Origin of the sequence: Neptuniibacter marinus (assembly GCF_001597725.1) — a bacterium.
Taxonomy (GTDB): domain Bacteria; phylum Pseudomonadota; class Gammaproteobacteria; order Pseudomonadales; family Balneatricaceae; genus Neptuniibacter; species Neptuniibacter marinus.
Genome location: NZ_LUTR01000010.1, coordinates 1 through 21,325 on the forward strand (window position 1 = coordinate 1; position 21,325 = coordinate 21,325).

Annotated in this window: 13 protein-coding genes and 1 tRNA gene; 2 read left to right on the forward strand and 12 right to left on the reverse strand. The window is 40.9% G+C overall.

Annotated features, from left to right (window positions below):
* Positions 1 to 2: 2 nt before the first annotated feature.
* A tRNA-Glu gene (locus A3774_RS08670) sits at positions 3 to 75 on the reverse strand.
* Between the two features lie 141 nt (positions 76 to 216).
* Here A3774_RS08670 and A3774_RS08675 point away from each other — a divergent pair.
* Positions 217 to 957, forward strand: a complete 741-nt coding sequence (locus tag A3774_RS08675) for a hypothetical protein (RefSeq protein WP_067866256.1) — start codon at positions 217 to 219, stop codon at positions 955 to 957.
* A 10-nt stretch (positions 958 to 967) separates the two neighbouring features.
* Here the strand turns inward: A3774_RS08675 and A3774_RS08680 are convergent, their stop codons facing one another.
* The 9 genes from A3774_RS08680 to A3774_RS08725 all read right to left on the reverse strand — a co-directional run bounded on the left by A3774_RS08680 (position 968) and on the right by A3774_RS08725 (position 15,662).
* Positions 968 to 2,017, reverse strand: a complete 1,050-nt coding sequence (locus A3774_RS08680) for a YeeE/YedE family protein (RefSeq protein WP_067866258.1) — start codon at positions 2,015 to 2,017, stop codon at positions 968 to 970.
* An 80-nt stretch (positions 2,018 to 2,097) separates the two neighbouring features.
* A protein-coding gene (locus A3774_RS08685; RefSeq protein ID WP_156473688.1) for an IS3 family transposase occupies positions 2,098 to 3,173 on the reverse strand; the annotation gives its coding sequence in 2 pieces (ribosomal slippage) (positions 2,098 to 2,921 and positions 2,921 to 3,173; 1,077 coding nt in all).
* A gap of 463 nt (positions 3,174 to 3,636) precedes the next feature.
* Entirely contained in the window at positions 3,637 to 4,161 is a 525-nt protein-coding gene (locus tag A3774_RS08695) for a hypothetical protein (RefSeq protein ID WP_067866263.1), read from the reverse strand.
* A 411-nt stretch (positions 4,162 to 4,572) separates the two neighbouring features.
* A complete protein-coding gene (locus A3774_RS08700) occupies positions 4,573 to 6,765 on the reverse strand; it encodes an AAA family ATPase (RefSeq protein ID WP_067866265.1) in 2,193 nt (730 codons plus the stop codon).
* A 19-nt stretch (positions 6,766 to 6,784) separates the two neighbouring features.
* The gene (locus A3774_RS08705) at positions 6,785 to 8,905 is read right to left on the reverse strand and encodes a hypothetical protein (RefSeq protein ID WP_067866267.1); all 2,121 of its coding nucleotides are present in this window, start codon (positions 8,903 to 8,905) and stop codon (positions 6,785 to 6,787) included.
* A gap of 7 nt (positions 8,906 to 8,912) precedes the next feature.
* Positions 8,913 to 13,361, reverse strand: coding sequence for a hypothetical protein (locus A3774_RS08710; RefSeq protein ID WP_067866269.1), 4,449 nt, complete (start codon positions 13,359 to 13,361; stop codon positions 8,913 to 8,915).
* 551 nt (positions 13,362 to 13,912) lie between these two features.
* Positions 13,913 to 14,506, reverse strand: coding sequence for a molybdenum cofactor guanylyltransferase MobA (gene mobA, locus A3774_RS08715; protein ID WP_075107940.1), 594 nt, complete (start codon positions 14,504 to 14,506; stop codon positions 13,913 to 13,915).
* Between the two features lie 55 nt (positions 14,507 to 14,561).
* A complete protein-coding gene (locus tag A3774_RS08720; RefSeq protein ID WP_067866273.1) occupies positions 14,562 to 14,933 on the reverse strand; it encodes a response regulator in 372 nt (123 codons plus the stop codon).
* A 96-nt stretch (positions 14,934 to 15,029) separates the two neighbouring features.
* Positions 15,030 to 15,662 carry a class I SAM-dependent methyltransferase gene (locus tag A3774_RS08725; protein ID WP_067866275.1) on the reverse strand — a complete coding sequence of 211 codons (633 nt, stop codon included), beginning with the start codon at positions 15,660 to 15,662 and terminating at the stop codon, positions 15,030 to 15,032.
* A 130-nt stretch (positions 15,663 to 15,792) separates the two neighbouring features.
* Here A3774_RS08725 and ubiM point away from each other — a divergent pair, with 130 nt between their 5' ends.
* Positions 15,793 to 17,112 carry a 5-demethoxyubiquinol-8 5-hydroxylase UbiM gene (ubiM, locus tag A3774_RS08730; RefSeq protein ID WP_067866277.1) on the forward strand — a complete coding sequence of 440 codons (1,320 nt, stop codon included), beginning with the start codon at positions 15,793 to 15,795 and terminating at the stop codon, positions 17,110 to 17,112.
* Positions 17,113 to 17,248: 136 nt separating this feature from the next.
* On the opposite strand, the gene A3774_RS08735 is transcribed toward ubiM, so the two are convergent.
* Both A3774_RS08735 and A3774_RS08740 read right to left on the reverse strand, forming a co-directional pair.
* Positions 17,249 to 17,980 (reverse strand): DUF6515 family protein, encoded by a 732-nt coding sequence (locus tag A3774_RS08735; protein WP_067866279.1) that lies wholly within the window; start codon positions 17,978 to 17,980, stop codon positions 17,249 to 17,251.
* Between the two features lie 270 nt (positions 17,981 to 18,250).
* Positions 18,251 to 21,175, reverse strand: coding sequence for an HD domain-containing phosphohydrolase (locus tag A3774_RS08740; RefSeq protein ID WP_075107944.1), 2,925 nt, complete (start codon positions 21,173 to 21,175; stop codon positions 18,251 to 18,253).
* Positions 21,176 to 21,325: the final 150 nt, after the last annotated feature.

The following is a 21,325-nucleotide window of genomic DNA, read 5'->3' on the forward strand; positions in this document are numbered from 1 at the left end:
GGCGTCCCATAGGGGGTTCGAACCCCTGTTACCGCCGTGAAAGGGCGGTGTCCTAGACCTCTAGACGAATGGGACGCAACAAGCTTCACCAGCTCATTAAAGCGGGGGAAATAATACTGATCTAACATTAAAAATACAAGTATTTTATTTGATTATTTACCTATAAAATCAGAGCTGTTTCCGATAGTGTAAAGTGATTAGAAATAGGACACTTTCATGAGCCCAACTTACATAGCAGTTATTATTCTTTGTGGCGTTGCTCTCATGGCCTGTATAGCCTTTGTCATACAGGATATTGAAAACAAAAAGCGTGAACGTAAGCTTCGCTTAATCAGTTTAAAGTCTGGCATTCGTAGGGCATCTCATCTACTGGATGCCTTCCCCCCCATTCTAATGACTACCGAAATCCGTTCCCTACTTTGCAAATATTTAGAAGCTCGCTGGACAGCAGTTGTCGAATTAGATTCGAGCGAAAGCAATAAACAACAAAGAGCCACCTTTCAAGCTCAAGCAGCTATTTTGCCAGAACCAGTAGCTCATCCATCCGGCTCCATGACCATATTTAAAAGCCATACAGAAGCAGCCAGAGCAATGGGAATCATAAAAGAGCTCGCTCAATTCATTACCGACATAAAAAATAAAGGCGAAATCAACCACGACATTGCTGATAACTTAACAAAAGGTGCGAAACAGACCTATGCACGTATAGAGGTCGATGTAGAACTACTAAATGCAATGGAAACGGAGAAGTCTAGAGGCCCTGAAGTTGTTATACATCATTACCGTAGCTGTTTTAGCAAACTGCAAAATCTCAATCACCACCAAACACTCGATCGGCAGCTATACGAAATTCGCACACACGTCGGCCAACTGGCAGAAAAAATAGATGCGGCAACAGAAGAAAAAGCAAAAGAGAAAGCAGAGGAACAAGACTCAGGTAAAAAGTTTAACTTCTAACCACTGAAAGTTATTGCTTCCGATCAACAAAAGTATCGGTCAGACCTGCCCCAGCCCACATAGAAGCCAAAGCAATCCAAGCCGTAATAGAAAACGCAGAACCTCCAGTTAATCCTGCACCCACGGCACAGCCACCAGCCAGCATCCCTCCCATCCCCATTAGGCATGCACCCATAATGTAGCGCACCATACTACTACCATCTTTAAACCCCTCAAGCTTCAACGTACGGGAAAAGAAAGCAGCTAAGAACGAACCGATAAAAACACCAGGCACGAGCCCAACATCAAAATCCATTGGCGCCCCACCCGGCGTCAGAAAGTACATCAAGGTATCAGCAGAAGGTCCTGTAAACGTCATGCTCTCAACTTGTGTAGATTCGAATGTTTGATAAGACATATGATAAGTAAACCACCAGCCGCCTACGACCATAGATCCAACACCCATAGAACCAATCCAAGCCCACGGCGTCAGTTTATTTTTTATACCATAGATCACAGCCACTACAGCACAGGCGATACTGATATATATGCCGGCATAATCACCTAAGCCAAGAAAACCTAATAATTCCAGCCCCCCATCTTCATGTAGTAAAACAGAATGGGCAACAGCATCCCTAGCCGGTGCAAAAATACCCCGTAAACTCGCTTGCGCTATAGCAGCAAACAATAAGCCTGAAAACAGAGCACGAAGGTTTCCTGTGGCTGCTAGCACAAGCAAGCGTGCTCCGCAGCCTCTCGCCAAAATCATACCCGCACCAAACATGAGTCCGCCAAGCACTGCACCCGATAAACTTCCATAAGATGCCAGCATTCTAGAATCAGTAATATCCAGCTCACCCATCAGAATAAGCGCTTGAGTCCCGCCTACCGCAGCAGAAAAAGTTAACAGCCAAATAGCCACCTTAGGCCCCATATTTCCACGCACAAATTCAACAACCGCGGCTCGTAAACAGAACTGACTTCGCTGGGCAAACACACCAAACATTAGCCCTAACATCAGTCCACCTAAGGCTGTTGCGCCATCTTCACCTAAGCTATCAATTAAAAAATCGAAATCCATAATGGCTAAACCTATACATAAACGTTAAAGCTAATAGGTACGGTAATCCTCCCATTTTTAACTGGCGCTAAAAGTAGAAGTTATGCCACCATTAACGGTGATTTACCGCCATTGGCTTTGTGCGGCCGCTCATGATTGTAAAACCATAACCAGCGTGTTGCATAGTCCTGTACTTCCTCCAGTGTTTCGAATAGGTGCTTGCTAACCCAGCTATATCTGAGTGTGCGGTTGTGACGCTCAATATAGGCATTTTGTTGTGGGTTGCCTGGCTGAATATATTCGATGCGTATTTTGTACTTCAGCGCCCACTCTGTGAATTCATGACTGATAAACTCTGGGCCATTATCACAGCGAATAATCTGTGGCTTACCTCGCCATTCAATCAACTGATTAAGCGATCGTATGACTCGTATTGAGGGTAATGAGAAGCCTGCGTCTATCGCTAACCCTTCGCGCTTGAAGTCGTCTATCACATTAAACAGGCGGTATTTCCGGCCGTCAGATAACTGATCATGCATGAAGTCGATGGACCACACCTGATTTCTGCGTAAGGGCTGTTTCAAGGGTTCTGGTTTATGTCTCTTCAGTCGCCTACGTGGCCGTATCCTGAGATTGAGCGACAACGCGCAGTAAATACGGTAGACCCGCTTATGGTTCCAATGAAAACCTTTCACGTTACGCAGATACTCAAAGCACAGACCAAAGCCCCAATCAGACTCTTTATCTGTCAGCTTGATTAGCCAATCAGCGATTTCGGCATTCTCTGAATCCAGCTGCGGCTGATAACGATAACAGCTTTCGCTGATGCCAAAGGCTACGCATGCCAATCTGATGCTAGATCCTTGGGTGGCAACGGCCTGTTGCGCCATCTCTTTTCGCTGAGACGGCTTTACCACTTTTTTTGTAAAGCCTCTTGGACAATCTCAGCCTTGAGGCGTTCTTCGGCATACATCTTTTTGAGACGCCGGTTCTCTTCTTCCAGCTCTTTCATACGGGCCATTAATGAAGCATCCATGCCGCCGTACTTTGCACGCCATTTGTAGAATGTTGCTGAACTCATGCCGTGTTCACGGCACAACTCAGGCACTGGCGTGCCTGCTTCAGCTTGCTTAAGGATTGCCATGATCTGGCTGTCGGTATAACGTGATTTTTTCATGAGAATCTCCTGTGTCTAGATTACGAGAAAATTCTACTTTTGAGGACCGTTAATTTTCGGGGGGATTACCGCACCGCGCACAAAAAAAGAGACTCACAATCTCACGCTCAATTGAGAAAGGAATGACCACTGAGGGCTATTAGATTATTTCTGGATGGAATAATAACAAAACAAATTAGTATATAAATTGACCTATACCAACAGGCGAGCAACTTTATTAACATTAACTAATAAAGACAATTGTCGGATGTAGTTGGTACTGGAACTGAGTTCCAACTTAGCTGGATTGCCTAGACCTCTTGTATAGCAAGGCGTTCAAGTGATTTCATATCCTCTTATCTAGCATACATAATCCAGTTGAAGATGGAACTCGTAAAACTAGATCTTGCAATTCCACTATCTAGGAATGATTACCGAGCATTGGGGTAAATACATGAGATTATTTTTTACTATAGACAGCTAGTCACAAGAAGCCGTAATCAGCGGAAAGCTCGATTGCCCTCCCTTTTGCTTTAAAAGCCCCCTTAAAGCTCTCATCCTTTAATAGAGAAATATTCATAGGTTCGTTTACATCTAATATTTCAGTCTGAATGAGTATTAGTGCATCTACATCTAAGAGTGCTAAAACAGAACTATCTACACCATACTCTGGGGTATTAATCATCTCTGTAGCAGTAGCAATGGGAAGCCTTTTGTACCATTCTTTGAAAAAATCGGGCACTTTATCTAACAGCCTCTGTACTCTTTGACCGCCTATTGGCTCTCTCACAATATCGAATCTTATTCTGTCTTCGTAAACATCGAGATCTGTATAAATTGTTTTACCAAGCAGTCCCTCATCAAGCCGAAGAAACACACAGTTTTTGGACCGCATATCTATAGCGAATGTTTCGCTTACAGGGTAACACCCAGAAAGAATCTCTCTTCTGTCATCATCTATTACGTTTCGAATAAAGATATAAGTTCTTAGCTGCGGAGAACCAGGCATAGCTCAGGTCAATAGCTTGAAAGTGCAAGCTAATCGATTTATGTAATGATTGGTAACTGAAAAGGCCAATAACCCCTAAAGCCAAACCAAAGACAAAGGTTTTTAATTTTTTCACTTTAACAAACACCTCCACACTTAATAAATCAATAGTTTACTAGTGAAAGACTAACCATTAGTATTGCCTTGTTGCCACTTAGGCATTTCTCCAGTCTTATACACTCGACGTAGCTTATTACATTGGGTAATGAGGCTACCTGTGGCGGGCACAGGTACAATATGGAGATTGCTCATGTTGAAAGTTGTTGATGTACGTCAGTACACTCGCTTCAGACTAGGCAAGCTTGAGATAGTGTGTAAGCACCGTCGAAGGCTACCTAAGCGATAAACCCCAATGCCTTTGTGGTGACAACCTCATTCCAACATTCTCTGGTAATGGTTTAGATCATCCATTTTGTCAAATACCATCTTGAACCTTTCTAAGTAAATTTCTGGCTGAACATCCATCATAAAGCCCATATTAGTAGGATCAGAATGTGACTCCCTGTTCACATAGCGATAGAAAGACTTAAACCCCTGATTAGGCTCTTCGTCAGCTAATTCATTAAGGATGATACCCAGTTTTTCTTTCTTATGAACAAAACCAAAGTAATGCTCAAGTATATTTCTCATTACATTAGGTAAAACCACGGGATCAGTGTTCGAATCCCTGACATCCTTCAGTATCTGCCAAAGCGACTGATAGTCATTTTTTATATCACCAGACTCAATAGGGCTTATCTTTGAAAATTTATTCTTGCTAATTCTGAATAAAGAATAGTTATTATTAAACCTTTCTTTATTGTTCGGAGATAGCTTTATAAGCTCGTGATAGAAAAATAAGCTATGCGTAAGAACAAGCACTCTTTTAAATCTAGCTCCTCTAATCAACTCATTATGAATTAGGGAAGCAACATCGTAGACATAATTCTGCGATAGACTAGAAATAGGGTCATCAATCACTATGAACTTTTCAGAATCATTAACATCCCCGTCTTTTCTATCACTACCATTACACAGCTCAATAAAGTACAAAAATGCAATTAAAGTTTTCTCCCCCTCACTCAAGCTTCTAAACACATTATCTTCGCCTATTTCTCTACTAATTTTAAAAAAGTTATCTTCCTCACCTTTCTTATATTTTTCTATTTGAAAACCAACCAAACCAAGGGATAATAAGTTAGCATTTATACGTTCAATCGTTTCATCAATATTAGACGACTTCTTTCTCAATAAAAGAATTCTATCTCTAACCTTCCTACCAACCTTTTCAACCCTATCTAAATGAGCAACCTTTTCATCTATTTTAACACCTAGCTTTCTTTTCCCCTCAATCTCAAGGCGAATTATATCGTCAACCTGACCTCTTAAAACGCCCCACATTCTTTCTTTTAAATCTTCTTTGCTTTCTTTTATTTTAGCCGTCTTAGAATTAACAGCTCGAACTTCCTTATTGATCTCAATCGCTACCGAGGCTAGATCAGAAACTTTATCATTACAAAATCCAGCCTCTACAATTCTATTAAGATCTTTGCTCTTCAAAGAAATCTCTTTTAAATTATCATTCAGATAAGATTCAACAAGTTCAATCAACGGTGATACTTTATGTACACCATCATTAAAAAGAGCACAATCTAAAAATGCGGAATTCAATCCATCAATATAAGTCTTTATGCTATTCTTGTACTTATATTCAATTTGAATTATTCTTTCTAACCTCTGTTCATATGATTTGTCAAAAAGTTTTCTAAGCTCATCATGAAAGTCTATAGAGATAGTATTACTCTGACAGAAAGGGCATTTTTCCTGACCTTCTCTCAAGTACAAATCTCTTCCTTCTTTAACCCAGCTCAAACCATCAATCTCTTCAATAAAACTGGAAAGCTGGCTATTATCAGATCCTACAATAGGCTCCTTCAATATCAACCTTTCTTCATCTGTTAGGTCTCCAAAAACAGGCAGCACAACTTCCTTTAAAGAAACACCATCAAATTCAATGAGCGAATCCATTTCACTGACCAAGTCAGACAGCATGGTTTCTTCTAGTGGCTGATAGCTTTTAACTTTATTATAGAAACTAGATTTAGGTCGAATAAAGCCCTTCAAGAATTGTTCTAAAGAGGTCCCCTCCACCCCTTTCTTTTTCTCATAAACTTCAGAAATTCCCTTCTCATTAATTCGAGTTATCTCGAGTTCAAAATCAGTTTTCTCTCCCTTTAAACACTTATACTTTTCGCCAAGCCTTTTCCTTAGTTTTTCTTTGGAGGCAATCTGTCTTTCAATATCCCCATTATTCTTACTGAGTGTGAAAACTCCTTTCTGCTCCTCTCTATTAAAAAAGTTATCATCAATAAACTGATGATTATAAACTAGAGGAACACATTCGCCGTCTAATTCAAAGCCACACTCAGAGTATTCATGAGTCTCATTATAGATATACCTTGATATTGTGGACTTCCCTGTTCCATTAAGACCAAACACAAAGATATTATTCTTTGATAAGTCCAGCCGCTGTTCTTCGTCAGGGTGATAACTGGCCACTCCCTTAATACTTATATAATTACTCATAAAAATCCCTCTTAATAAATCAATTTTCTATGTATAGCTCTGTGATTTTCTGGAGAATAGATTTTTTAGAAGATTCAGAATTATTCAACAGATCAAAGGTCAAACTACTAAAGAAAAGTTTAGTCACTGGCTGCTCTAACGGAGCAAGCTTGTTACCTTCTCTATCAAACACTAGAACGTTCCTTGTCAGGCGCTGCTTATCCATCGTTTCCTGAGCGGGTTGCTGCTTCGTCACAAAGTACCTTGCACCATCAGTGCCACAATCCTGGATAAAGGTCCTGTATCTAGTTCCTTTTGAGCTGTAGGTCAGATAGTAAGGTAAGGGAGTCTCTTCTACTTTATTCGTCCTTGAGATCCCATCTGCAGATCGACTTCGCTCAACATTGTCGAATACTGTGTTACCAATGACGTTTGGCACTCTTGCTGAATGATAGGAATTAAGAATCTGTCCCGAATCTTTATCATGGATGAAGAAATGGTTATCCCTTAGACCTTCGAAAATTGAGTCCGCCCATGGCATAGTAACTGGCTGTAAGAAATCGTACTCAAAGCTGAAGCGACCTGCAGTCTTGTCGTCATACCTTTTATGAGAATTAATCTTTACTCCTGACTCCCCAGTGGTGACATCTACCACGGAGACGTAAGTACGATATCTGCGCCCCAAATTGAACCTACGAACATAGAACAACTCAAGATTCGCTTCAGGAAGAGAAAAGCCTGTAACCAGCTTCTTACGAAATACTGACTCTTTTAGCCATATCTCATTTCGTACTTTCTTGATGATATTCTTATTGAATTTCTTCAGTTCTAATGACGAATCAGCTACATCCCCACCAGCAGACTTTACTTTCTTTGATACCTTGAAGACATCAACACCCTGTATCACACAAGGAATCTCTTTGGATAGTCTCTCTAACTTTGCTTCAGTGTAATAATCCAATTCAATATCACATTGAGAAGCCTTCTTAGCAAGCGCTTTAGAGAATGACTTCAGTTCTTTACCATCTTTCTGGGTACGGATACTCGTACCCTTTGATCTATTTAGCTGATTCACCACTAAATAGTTCTTTTCATTCTTTCCTATAGTTTCAATACTTGGAGCATCCTTTAGCGGAATAACTGAAGAAGCACTGAATTCAGTCATCAGATGATCATGAAAAGCGTCTTTGATTTCATCTGTCTCATAGCAATTCAGCCCATCAACAATTACTAGTTCATCGCTATAAGATTGGTCAGGCTTAACAAACACCTCACAAACATGATCCGCACAGAACACTAATGGTTCGTATCTAATATGAGCTTCTATGAGGAGACTGATTATCTTGTTCTGGATATCTGTTTGGTGAAAGTTAATCGAGTTGTCATAGCGCGAAAGAAGCTTTTTCTCTTCTTCCTCACGTGACTTCAAGGTCAGTCCCATATAAACGCGCTGAGACTCTTTAGTGGAGTTTAAGGACTTGTTGACCCTGTATTTGCTCTTCTTGGAGCGAAAAACAATAGCCCCTTGATCACCTTCGGCCACAAAAGTATCTATAAGAGAGCAGTCAAAAACTTCTCGATGGAGAGACAGTGATATCTCATCAAAGTCTGAGTAATAGATCTCATAGCTAAGTGCTTCAATGATGACATTCCCATCAGGCTTTGTATCTCGAATGAATGCCCCCACGAACATCTCATCGTTATACAGCACAGGCTGAATATCATAAATTTCAGCAGCCTCTTCAAGGTAATCAAGCTTTATAAATAACGAAAGAAGAACCTGGGCTGCCTTTTGAGTTGAAATACTATTTTCTTCTAACTCAGTCAGCAGATCTTCTGATTTGGAAGATTTTGTCCCCAGATAAAAGAAAACCGCTTTCGAGTTTGAGATTCTTCCACGCGAATACTTAACTTCATCCTTGGAATTTAAACCTAGCTCATTTCGAATGTACTGTTTAATGGCACGATCAAAGCGCTGGAAGTACTTCTCTGTATCTTCTCCTGACGCTTTTTGGCAGATCATAATACCGTAACAAACTTTCCCCAGAGGGCGATCTATCAACATCAACCGATCAATTACACTATCAATTGATTCAATGACACTAAGCATGTTGGTCCGTGCTACAGGTGCGCCCTCAACCTTCTTAAAAATGCTTTCCATGGAAGTATTACCCTTTCAAAAGCTCAATAACAGTCTGGTTAATATTGATCATCTGCTTTACTACAGAATCATTAGTCCTCTGCCCATCTCTAGCCTTCTTGTCATAGTAGCGATGAACGATTTTAAAGAGATTCAAAAAGTACTGAGTACCCCCATCATGATCCTCTCTTCTTATAAACAACTCATTCTCATCATAGTGTGCATTCACATAGATGAAGACAGGAGTAATGCCCTTGGCCTTCAATGCCTGTGATACTTGGTCCATTTTTCTTTTTGATTTAGCAAATGCTTCTCTGGAGTTCGTTTCCTGATCAAATCTACTAGACCAGCTTTTCACATCTACGCACAACATTCGATCATCTGACTTGATGTAGAAATCAAATAGCTCATATGAAAATGATCCTATCTGCTCAAAGCTTTCTTCTACAGTGAGTGGTTCTAGCTCTAGCTTGTCTAGGCACTTCTGGAATATGTACTCACCCACATTACCCTTAAAGAGGGGAATAACCGCTGGATTTGGAAGCCAGCCCTGATCCTCGGTGTCACTGAGATCAAATAGATATCCCAATATGCTAGAAGCCGTACCATCTTCATTTTTGGAAGCTTTGTGATAACCAGGAATAATTGACTCATATGGTCGGTATACGACCGTTCCCCCCTTCATGTCTGAAAGATGGTTTTGGCCTTTATTAGTTCGACATATAACTATATCCGTTTCAGTATCTTCAGGCTTAATGTAGAGAGCATTGATGATCGAGGAGAGATAGCTATCCTTCTTAGCTTCAGGCAACGCTAGTAACCTATCGATATATCCCTTGGGGTTAACAACACAGTCAATATGTCTAAAAGCTTCGTTCAGCTTAACTGCAGTTAGATCTGAAGTACGTCTTACATCATTCAACCTGCGCCCTTTGAAATCACTCTTAAAGTACTCATCTATTGATCGAGCTTGCTTTCTTATATGCGCTTCAAACTGCTCTCGCGCTTTAACGTCACTGAAAGATCGTTGATCAATGAAGTTCATGCAAAAACTCATGAGTTTATGATTCAACAAAGACATACTTTCAATACTGAGCTCGTTGCCTTGCTTCTCCAGCTGCTGGAACTGAATTGCTATATCCTCAATAAGATCTTCTGGAAGATAAATCTCAGTACTGATCCTGGTATCTCTTCTTTCAACACGGCCTACAGCCTGCATAATTTGACTAAGGATAGCCATTCGATGCTCGTTCATGAGTATCTTGTAGTTATCCCCTTTAGTCAGATTCACATCGAACTCTTTGAGCTGTATAAGTTTGCCTGAGCTGGCATAGTGCTTAAGAAGCAGGACGTAATTTGAAATGCTGTTCAGTCCAGAATCAGTCTTTATAGATGAATAAAATGGACCGTTCGCAAGAACCAGCCTTTCAAAGTCTTCAGTAATCTCTGACCCCTTGTAACGAACAAACAAGTTAAGCCCTGTTCCTGCGCTCTTATATGAAGAAACAAAAGCGATTTTTAAGTTTGGATCATCTACTTCTAGCCACTCATCCATCTGGCTTGTTTTTGGCAAATCAGCATCAAACAAAACCAACCTGATTGCCGTCCTGTCTTTGAAAGGAGTAAGCTCAATTACCTTCTGCGTTTCATCAAGAACATTAATGGATGCAATCCTGTCTGCAGCAGAAGTTTTTAGATACTCTCTGAAAGCCTTAGAGAAGTTATTCGTAAGTGAAAGAGTAAGTGTATTTTTCCCTTCATAAGCAGCGAGAAGTACTGACTCTAACACTCTGGATAACTCTTTACGGTGGTACTTATTCTTACTGCGAAGGTGCTTCTGCAGCGGTGTATAAAAAGCTTTGAATACCTTTTTAAATAAAGCATCTTCTCTAGAGCCGTTTATGACATCATTTTCGGAATCTTCAAAAGCTCTGATATCTATATTTCTATACAGCTCTCTCTTTTCTCGAACTTCAACAAGCCTAGCTATATCCGAAGACGTTCTTGAGTACACTTTGTACCCCAGATTCCTTCTCGCATCTTCACCAAATAGAGCCATGGGCTTACGTGCGTAATTTCCGCTATAGATGTCACTAAATCCGCTCGTAGCACTGAGAGTAATCACCGAGTTTCGAGTGCCATACAGTACCCGCTGCAATGTCACTTCAGGTAACTCTTCAAATAGATCAAGCTTAAAGTTAACGAATATTTTGTCTTTTAATTCAGGAGCCTGGTACGGCAAAGAATCAATTTTAGTAATGGAGAAGACGATCTTAGGAGTAAAGTAGGTAAAGAACTCATCAATATAAAGACTGTCATCTTCCACTCGATCAAACAACGAAGAGAGGCTTACACGCGATTTCTTAGCCCTCATAATGAACTGCTTGAGAGGCGTATTCTGATTGTATTCGTTACCATCACTGATCATCGATTCAAAGTGTTCATCTTTGATCCTTGAACATGCGTAGAAACAACAAATAATCACCTGCATGATGTCATACATAGTGGGATTAGGATCGTGCTCTTCTCTCTCATAATAGATCTGACAAACAGTATCATTGTAGAGAGATTTTAAACGTATCTTCTTCAATGCCTGTTCATTAAAGAACCTTTTAGGTGTAAGGCTAAAGACGTTCTTACATATTTGGATAACCTGCTCAACCTCAGAGCTGTCGATGAAAATATGCTCGACACTACTGCGGAATAAACTGAGTATTTCAATCAGAGTGTTGTCAGATACGACATTGCACTTGGAACCAAAGGTGGAGATCAGATCATCCCTGAACTTCCTTTTGGTGTCATAAAACGTTATTTCATCAGTGCTTTCTTTGGTGCCTTCAATGGTGGACACAATCCTGTATACGGCAGAGAGGATATGGTCCATTTTGAAGTTGTTATCAAAAAGCTGCTTGTCACAACTATTGAAGAAGAGCTCGTAAGCTACATGCTCTTCATCCACAATCAGGGTGAAATCGATACTGTTCTTTCTGAAGAAGTTGTCAGGGTCTAAGACAAAATAATTATGCTTTATAAACTCCACTTGCTGCTCGAACGCCTGACCGTTCATATCTGCCAGCGTCTCTTCTTCTAGTTTCTTTTTTTGACCCAAGATGTAATCGAAAGGCCTAGAAGTAATTGCTACTTCATTGTCGTCGTTTGTTACAGCTATATGGATGTTGTAATCAAATTTACTTGAGGTAGCTAGTAGAATACAAGGAAAGTACTTCGCTCGTTCAAACGGAAGAACAAAGTCCAGAATCTCAGCATAGTAGGCATACACATTTTTAGGCTTACCATTTTTCAAAATTTCTTTTGAAAAAATAGCCTCGGATGTGAGTCGTTTGTCCTTTCCAGCTTCTATGTTAAGAATCTCTTTTGCTATATCTGATAGCGTCTTAACCATAATGTTGGAGTTTTTCTGGAAGCTTTCTCTAGCCTCCTTCAGGTCTTCAATTATGCCATAGCTTTCAAGTTTCTCAATCCTATCCGTCAAGTACTGAGCGTTATTCACCTGATACTTAAGGCTGCTGATCAACTTCTTAACTTTTGCTGCACCTGGTCCATCAGCACTAAAGAAGTTTATCCAGCGTTCAAAGACGTATCTGTTCTCTTCATTAGTAATCCAGTTTTTAAATTCCAGCCCAGACATATCAGGACGTGCCAGAAAGCTGAGAATATGTATACCCTTAGTACGAGCGTTCTCAATAAGCTCTGGATCAATATCAATCTGAGCCTTAAGGGGAGTAATAAAGAGAAGATTACGGTGCCCATCTTGTTCACATGAGGGATCTGTCTCATCAATGTACTGAGCTATAACGCTGTAAGACTTACCTGTTCCAGTACCATCATTAGAGTAGGTAATAGAAGGGTTGAGCTTGAAGTATGAGTCATAGAGCTTGCCTAACTTCGCTCTTGCACCGTTTATTTCTTTCTTCTCATCTTCAGGAATAAGCTTGTTTTCTAGTTGATTAGAGTCTGTTTGTTTAAAAGCCATTGTGTATGATCCGTCATGTTCAGGTCTGATCAAACGTTCATCTATAGCGACTTTCTTAACCAGCAAGAATGGGAGTTTAGATGAACAGGTAAGACGAATTGCTTGATCGATATCGCTGACACTTTCAGCATGCTTACGGAATGACTCTAAAAGGCGCTGTTTCTGATCATCAGATATAGCTGAAAAGTTTGGATTAACGGTCAAACGAGAAATTTCAGTTTCTGTAACACGCTTTATCCCAAACTTCTTCGTGCTGTGACTGTGTTGGTAGTGAAATAAAAAACCCATCTTTGCCATTTGATATAGAATGGCTGCTTCATCCCTTTCTAAACTTACAGATTCAGATGATGCAAACTCTTTATGAATCCTGATAAGGACTGGGGAATTGAGATCAATCTCCTTACCACAAGATCGCAAGCCATCCAGATTTTCACAAACAATCTTAAATAGCGTTTCTCGTTCTAAATTAGTCCATATAGCCACAAGTACATCCTTTAAACTTGTTTAGGCCTACTGGGAAAAGAGTTACAGGAATACTGAAGTATTCCGAGGTAAAAGAAGGGAAAAAGAGCTTTACAATAATCCCTGTAAAAACCTGACCACAATCCCAGTGCCAGTTTCGTAACGAATATATCTTTAATATCAGTTAATTGGGTAATAGTCTAATGACATCCCTCTGGGATGTAGTTGATCTGGAACAGGGTAGTAGTTGAATCCAATTCAACTTGTTGCCTAATGAGGAACTAAGATATTACTTCTGTTTGCTCAATCGGGCTAAAACTTCCCGATCAGACAGAATTCCATTTGATGCCAGAGAGATTAAGTCAACCGGCTCATCCTTCAGATCAAAACCTCAAAGGTTTATATTGCCCTTCACAATACTTAAAAGCGCATCGACAGGAAGGTCAGATGAAATCATGGGCGATAACCTTTAAAGGAGGGATAACTCTAAGCCCATATATCTAGCGACGTAACCGCTCCTTTCTGTATTCGGCTAAGAAAAACCTCAGAGCCAATCACTACCGATCAAAAAACTAGGCTAGGTCTTGTGATGTATTAATATTTTTTAATGCAGAGGACTTTGCATCCATTTCCACAAAATAGATAGGAAACTGCTTATACCATTTATAAACAGCTCGCTCACCGCTGGAAAGCCAATGGGTTAATTCAGTGCCAAATCTTATAGGTATAACCGCATGAAGAAACTGCGGTTGATCACCCGTTTTTAACACCACAACCTTATCTCGATGCTCTTTGGCGGCCAGTAATAAACGCTCTATGACATTTTCATCCAACAGAGGCGTATCACAAGGTAACACCATTAAATGGGTATAAGCATCCAGTTGACGCATCGCCGCATGAATACCTGCCAGCGGCCCCTGATAACCATTGGTCTGGTCTTTTACTAAGGTACAGCCAAAAGACTCATACTGATCAAAATTACGGTTACAACTAATAACCACGGTTTCTAACAAAGGCTTTAAACAATCCAATGTCCAGCAAACCATAGGCTTCCCATCATAGAGCACTAAGCCTTTATCTTGATCTCCCATTCGACTCCCCTGCCCTCCAGCCAAAACGACCGCAGCAATCTTTAACGGGGAATGCTGTGTCAAAGTATGGGACATAAACAACCTAAATAGTAGATACGTTAAAAATCTACATACCGATAAAATGAAAGGATTACTCCGACACCGCAATATTATCTAAAGCAGTCACCAATTTTTCAAAATCAATCGGTTTCCAGAGAATCTCTTTAACATTCCCAGCATCAAGAATATTCTTAATCTCACGCCTTTCTGCTTGCCCAGTGATCACGATACAGGGTTGCTCTGGAAATTTCTGACTGATGTAATTAACCACCTGATCACCAGTCAAAAGTGGCATTTTCACATCGGTGATAAAAGCATAACAATCACCTTTTTCCAATTCAGCCAAAGCCGCTTTAATCGAACTAAAACAGTGCGGTTCATAGTCCAAGTTTTCTGACTTAATACGACGCTCCAAGCTTTTGAGCATCATCTTTTCATCATCAAGAATGATAATTTTACGCATCTCAACACCGCTCAGTTTTCAACAACCCCTTATATTAGGAGCTATACACTTTTATAACGCTTTAATTATAAACCACAAATTAAAAAACAGATCGACTCAATTTCTCTTTGCACTCACTATAGCCAACCAAGGTTGCTGTTGGCGCGGCATTCCCTCTGGACGGTAATAATGATGTAGCACCTCAAACCCAGCGTCACTCCAGAAACGTTGACTCACATCAAACTCCATATAATGGCCATAACGCTGCCCATTCCAACCCTCATCATTCCCTCGAGGATTAGAACTAAACAAAATACCACCCTCTCTAAGCGCTCGATGGCATGCATTTAAAACACTCGGTAATAACTGACTAGGCACATGAAACAGGGAAGCATTTGCGTAAATACCATCAAAACATTGCTCGCCTAAATCCAACTCAGCAAAACTTTGATTCAAAACATCGCAACCACTATGCTCCTGCGCCATCTTACAAAAAGTCTGACTACCATCTAAACCAACTGCTCGATGACCAAGCCCTTTAAAATAATGAAGATCGCGACCGGGTCCACAGCCTAAGTCCAAAAGGTCTAATCCTTCACGCTGCGGAAGCGCTTTTAAAAACGCCTCAATATTTTGACTAACATCATGATCACGTGTTCCCTGCCAAAACGCTTCTGCATTCGTTTCATAATGACCTAAAGTAATACGTTCAATCTCTTCAACTGCATCATCGGTGTGTTTCTTTGTCATACCTACCTTCCAATTTATATCTTTTACTAAATATTCGAACCGAGATTGAGGCCGTTTTATTTGATTTACATCCAAGCTTAAAACTAAATGACGGAGTAAAGTAGCTTTTTTCAACTAAGAGGTGGTTGTTATGAGTGAAATCTACGATGTCTTAATAATTGGTGCCGGCCCTGCAGGGCTGAGTTTTGCTCGTTCCTTAGCAGACCTGCCGCTTAATATCGCTATCGTAGAACGATCATCAGAAACAACACTGGCAGAACCTCCCGAAGATGGCCGAGAAATAGCTCTCACCCATCAATCCGTAGAGATCATGAAAGCTTGTGGCGCATGGCAAAGACTACCCGCGGAGTCGATCTCACCTATCAAAGCAGCCAAAGTGTTTGATGGTGAATCAAGCTACAGCTTAAATTTTGATAACTATATTCAAGATTTAGAAGCCTTAGGCTACCTAGTCCCCAACCACCAGATCCGTAAAGCTTACTACGCAGAACTCATATCTCACCCTCAGATAGACGTTTTAACTGAAACCCTTGTGGAAACAGTGACAACAGATGAATACAACGGCACAGCAATTCTCAGCAATGGCAAGGAACTAAAAGCTAAGCTAATTATTGCTGCGGATACGCGTTTTTCTGAGATGCGTCGTAAAATGGGGTTATCTGCAACCATGAAGGACTTTTCAAGAAGCGCAATCGTCTGCCGAATGGAACATGAAAAGTCACACCAGCAAACTGCATTTGAATGCTTTCATTATGGTCGTACAACCGCAATCTTACCCATGAACGGAAACCGCTCATCCATTGTAGTTACTGTTAATAGCCGTGAAGCACAGCACTATGCTGAAATGAAAGAAACTGACTTTAACCAGACGATAGAACAGCAGCTAACTGGCTTACTTGGTGGGATGCAACTGACCGGTATACGTCATATCTATCCATTAGTTGCTGTACACGCTAATCAATTTGTAGGATGTCGCTTCGCCTTAATCGGTGATGCCGCTGTAGGTATGCACCCCGTCACAGCTCACGGTTTTAATCTTGGACTTAAAGGACAAGCAACCTTAACTAAATTAATAGCACAAGCTGTGGCCGATGGAGAAGAGATTGCTAGTGAAACACTGTTAGCCAACTACGAATCAGAGATGATGCGCACTACTCGTATCCTCTACCACGGCACAAACTTAGTGGTAGGCCTATTCACAAACGACACTTTGGCAGCAAAAATAGCACGTAAAGCGACCCTACGTTTGGCAAATAATATTACCCCGATAAAGCAGCTTATTACCCAATCTCTGACTGAAAAAGAATTAGATCAAGCAAACCCACTACAGGTATTAAAAAATTACCTACCGCCCCAACCAGCTTCCCTACCTATAAATAAGGTAAAACAGAACTTAGAAAAGAAGATATTGAACAAATTTAATCCGGCGGCGTTCTTTAGTTCTAACTAAATTATCCCTTATAGGGGCAAATGAGTGTTGAAGATCATTCTGCCGAAATTGCAGCAGAGCGGTAATTTAAAACCAAAATTCATCAACAAGCGTTTGGCACGCCTACCTTAGACGTGCCCTTTTTCCAAAACCTTACCTAATTCAGCCTCACAGCTAGGTAATGAATCCCCTGACCTGATAGCTGAGGCAAAAAGTAAATATCTCTATATTGAAAATACTGCTGTCCATTGATGGTGACCGACGCTGCGCCTTGGGGCAAAGCGCTATAACTGTTACCCAACTGAAAGTTGCTACTCCGGGTAGGTAAAATAGTCGTACTACGGATAATCGTGCCACTCGGTGCTTCAACTACACGGTAATAGCCATTATCAAACACATAGTAAATGCCTTGAACAGCATAATAGGAGCGCCCCTTTACTATGACCTTTTCATGTCCATTGGGTAGATAACGAATTTTTAAACCCAACGGTGGACGAACAACCGTATAGCCTTGATGACCATAGCGATAATAGAACCCGTCATTAAAGACAAATGACACACCTCCAAAATTAATGGATATTCCCTTCGCTGGTGCTTTATGAACAACCGCACCGGTTTTATAAACCTTCCGCTGCGGAACGCTATGCTGGCGATATACAATTGTCTTGTGCGATACAACTTTAACCGGAGCACCCTTATGATGACCCGGACTCTTTTTCGTTTCCTTGCCCTTAGATTGTTTATTCTGATTCTTTTTATTTTGACCTTCTATAGATTTAGTCTCTTTATAGTGTGCATCTTTATACTGTGAGTCTTTTCCTTGAGCGGCACCCGTCGTTGGCAGCACAATCAAACTCATAACAAGGGGTAATAGGATAGTTAATTTCATCGCGTTACCTATCTAAACCAATTAAGTTAATAACCATACTACGCGGAAAAAATAACAAAAAACTCGACTTAGCATAGCTTTACACTACCTTTGCACTTCTTGACGGCCCTTAACATTTAACGATGAACTGGTGCACCTTCATAGACACATTGATTTCTTTCTAACCAAATAAGCCAGATAAAAAAGGCACAAATAATACGCGTACTAAGCTATACCAAGATAGAAATAGCATTCAGGGAATAGGCATAAAAACGTTAAGCTAGGATCTCTTTAGGGAAGGTAATCCGAAATCTGAACCTCATCAATCTGATCAGGGCTCATGTATTCTTGCGCATAAACCAGATAGGCCTTTGACTCTAAAAATAAGCGAAAGATATCAGGATCAATATGTTGGTTATCTACCATAAAAGACAGAATTTTAATGGATTCAGAGAGCATTTTTCCTTTTTTATAGGGTCGATCAATCGCAGTCAGCGCTTCAAATATATCAGCAACAGCCATCATTCGAGCGACAGGAGACATCTCTTCTCTCATTAAACGTTTAGGGTACCCTGTACCGTCCATCTTCTCATGATGCCCACCAGCAAGCTCGGGAACCATGCGTAAATGTTTAGGGAACGGGAGGTTATCAAGCATTTTTATGGTCTGAACAATATGTTCATTAATTTTATAACGGTCTTCTGGTGTTAGTGTTCCCCGTTGTATTGACAGATTATGTATCTCACCACGGTTATAGAGAAGTTCAGGAACATCCATTTTAAAGCCCCAAGGATTGCCTTCTGGAAGTTTTTCCGATTCTGGCCTCTCAAAAATATGCTCAAGCCTATCAGCGAGTAAAGGCTCTTTTACTGGTAGTTTAGGGGCAACAATCTTATTTTTCCTTTCTAGCTCCTCATGGGATATACCAATGCGATCATCCAGCGTTCGAGTCCAAGTTTTTTGAGCGATAGTATTCATACGATCTTGCTTGCTCTCGTCTAAATACTCCCCCCCTTGATTAAGCTTAGCGATAAAGGCGAAGTCATCATCAAGCTGGGAAAGCTCTTCATGCAATGCCATATCATCACAGGTAACACCGGCTGCACTAAGAGCACTGCGCAAGAAACGAATCTCTGCTTCGCGCTTCATCACCTCTACACGCATGCGAATCTCATGAATTCTATCGTAGAGGGTTTCGAGTTTTGTTGCCTTATCGACTATGAATTCCGGTGTTGTGATCTTGCCACAGTCATGCAACCAAGATGCAACATGAATCGCCTCCCAGTTATCACGAGACAAATTAAAATCTTTAAAGGGACCTTCATCTGCCTCATTCGCCGCTTTTGCGAGCAACTTAGTCAGCTCAGGTACCCTTGCACAATGCCCTCCTGTATAAGGACTTTTCGCATCAATAGCGCCCGCTATAAGCTGAATAAAACTCTCAAATAGATCACGCTGGGCCGCAATAAGTCGTCTCGCTTCAACTGAAACAGCAGCCGACCCCGAAAGAGCCTCAGTAAAACGCACTAAAGCGGGGTCAATATTTGTTTCTTCAAAAAGCAGTATTACCCCAACAAGTTCGTTACTTCTATTAAATAGAGGGGCTGCCAATAGGTGTGACGGCGTAACATCCAAAACCGTTCCGAACGTTTCCAATCCCATACGCTCGAGCTCTTCACTCGAAGCTTTCGCATTCTCTGCATTTTTGTTTTCAGCAACACGAACAACTAAAGCCTCATCTAGCGAAAGCGGCACCGAAGGTATACTAATGTCAAGTGTTTGCTCACTGTCGATACGCGAGACAAATGGAACTAACGCAGTTTCTTCATTATCAGTTAGATAAAGAACACCAGCTTGGGTCTCGGTGGTGGCGATTATTTCGTCCAAAAGCTTCACAAGCAGTGTATTGAAGTCTTCTTCTGCCGCAATCGTTCGATTGATCTCTAAGAAGCGAGAAACAGTAACGCGCAACCGATCAATCGTATCGGCTAATTCCGAAGCCTCCCTAACCCTAGAACCCACACTGACCGGCTGAGTGAAATCGAAAGATGCAAGTTTTTGAACGTCCTTAGAGAGTTGGCTCAAAGGCTTAGTGATTTGGCGAATTATAAAAATGCCAAAAGGAATTGAAAGGCACAAAATAATCAAAATCACTATGCTTTGATCTCGAATAATTTGTCGTGTTGAGGCAAATAAATTATCCGCAGGTACAGCCAACAAGAGACGTGCTTCGGCCCCCATTCCAAAATCTAGAGGCCGGCTAGATACTACCCACTCCCTTCCCTCTGATTCGATAACACCATGTTTATATGATCCAGACAGGCCCATTTCTACAGCAGCTTTACTTAAAATCGGTGATTCAAGGCCAGATATATTCTGACGCACAATTTTACCGGAATCCGCACGCCTAGCTATTTGAGTAAGGTCAGGGTGAGCAATCAATGTACCATCACTTTCTGTGATAGCAATTTCAGAATCTGATGATAACTGAAGGCTTTTAACTTCCGCCGCCAACTGACCAATAGTCGCATCAAATCCAACAACAGCAGAAGCGTTCACGGAACGCTGCGATATAGTCACGCCAATTTTATCCGTCGTAAAAAATGCATAGGGCGCACTCGTAACTGAACCAGACTTTCCCTCACTAGCCTGAAACCATGAACGATCACGAGGGTCATAAGTATAATCCGACTTTACCTTCACCGCTTGTAAACGAAGGTTTTCATCATATAACCGATACTCCCCAACTCGATTACCGTTCACATCGATAGTTATGCTTTGCACAAGAAATGATGTCGTTTTATCTAACTGAAATAACGACCTAAGCTCATCATTATCTATTTTTTTAGCAAGAAAAAACTCACCATTCACATAACCTACATAGATATTACGAATGGTCGGATTGTTTTTAAGCGCTTCGGCTAGTACCGGCAATCTAGAAAGCCGTGTACTTAAATCTGAAGCAACTGTAATTTGATCATAAATCAGTATGCTCAGTTGAGATTGCACAGGCTCGACTAGCCGACGAGCACGTTCTTGGATCATCATACCGAGTGTATCAAACTGCTCCTCCAAAGCGGCCCTTAATCCATTGTTCGCACCAGTATAGCCAAGCACTAAAACCGTACTACCGAGCGTCAATGCAAGCGCAAAACTCGCTGCAATAAGCAACGTTTGAACAGATATGAGATTTTTTTGGGGTCTAGCGTGTGGCATAAGAAAACAACTCCATTGCATACAAAACATTCCATTTATGCCACTTAGAAACCGGCGAGACTACACTCTCTTTTAGCTCAATATACACAAAATAATCAATAGCGTTTGACTATTTTTTCGAATAATCTGGCTTAAAATCATCTAGAAATT

Bases quoted from the DNA above. Each gene is read 5' to 3' on its own strand.
- A3774_RS08675 (WP_067866256.1), top strand. From the start codon at position 217: ATGAGCCCAACTTACATAGCAGTTATTATTCTTTGTGGCGTTGCTCTC.
- A3774_RS08735 (WP_067866279.1), bottom strand. From the start codon at position 17,980: ATGAAATTAACTATCCTATTACCCCTTGTTATGAGTTTGATTGTGCTG.
- ubiM (WP_067866277.1), top strand. From the start codon at position 15,793: ATGAGTGAAATCTACGATGTCTTAATAATTGGTGCCGGCCCTGCAGGG.
- A3774_RS08680 (WP_067866258.1), bottom strand. From the start codon at position 2,017: ATGGATTTCGATTTTTTAATTGATAGCTTAGGTGAAGATGGCGCAACA.
- A3774_RS08740 (WP_075107944.1), bottom strand. From the start codon at position 21,175: ATGCCACACGCTAGACCCCAAAAAAATCTCATATCTGTTCAAACGTTG.
- A3774_RS08725 (WP_067866275.1), bottom strand. From the start codon at position 15,662: ATGACAAAGAAACACACCGATGATGCAGTTGAAGAGATTGAACGTATT.
- A3774_RS08705 (WP_067866267.1), bottom strand. From the start codon at position 8,905: ATGGAAAGCATTTTTAAGAAGGTTGAGGGCGCACCTGTAGCACGGACC.
- A3774_RS08695 (WP_067866263.1), bottom strand. From the start codon at position 4,161: ATGCCTGGTTCTCCGCAGCTAAGAACTTATATCTTTATTCGAAACGTA.
- mobA (WP_075107940.1), bottom strand. From the start codon at position 14,506: ATGTCCCATACTTTGACACAGCATTCCCCGTTAAAGATTGCTGCGGTC.
- A3774_RS08700 (WP_067866265.1), bottom strand. From the start codon at position 6,765: ATGAGTAATTATATAAGTATTAAGGGAGTGGCCAGTTATCACCCTGAC.
- A3774_RS08720 (WP_067866273.1), bottom strand. From the start codon at position 14,933: ATGCGTAAAATTATCATTCTTGATGATGAAAAGATGATGCTCAAAAGC.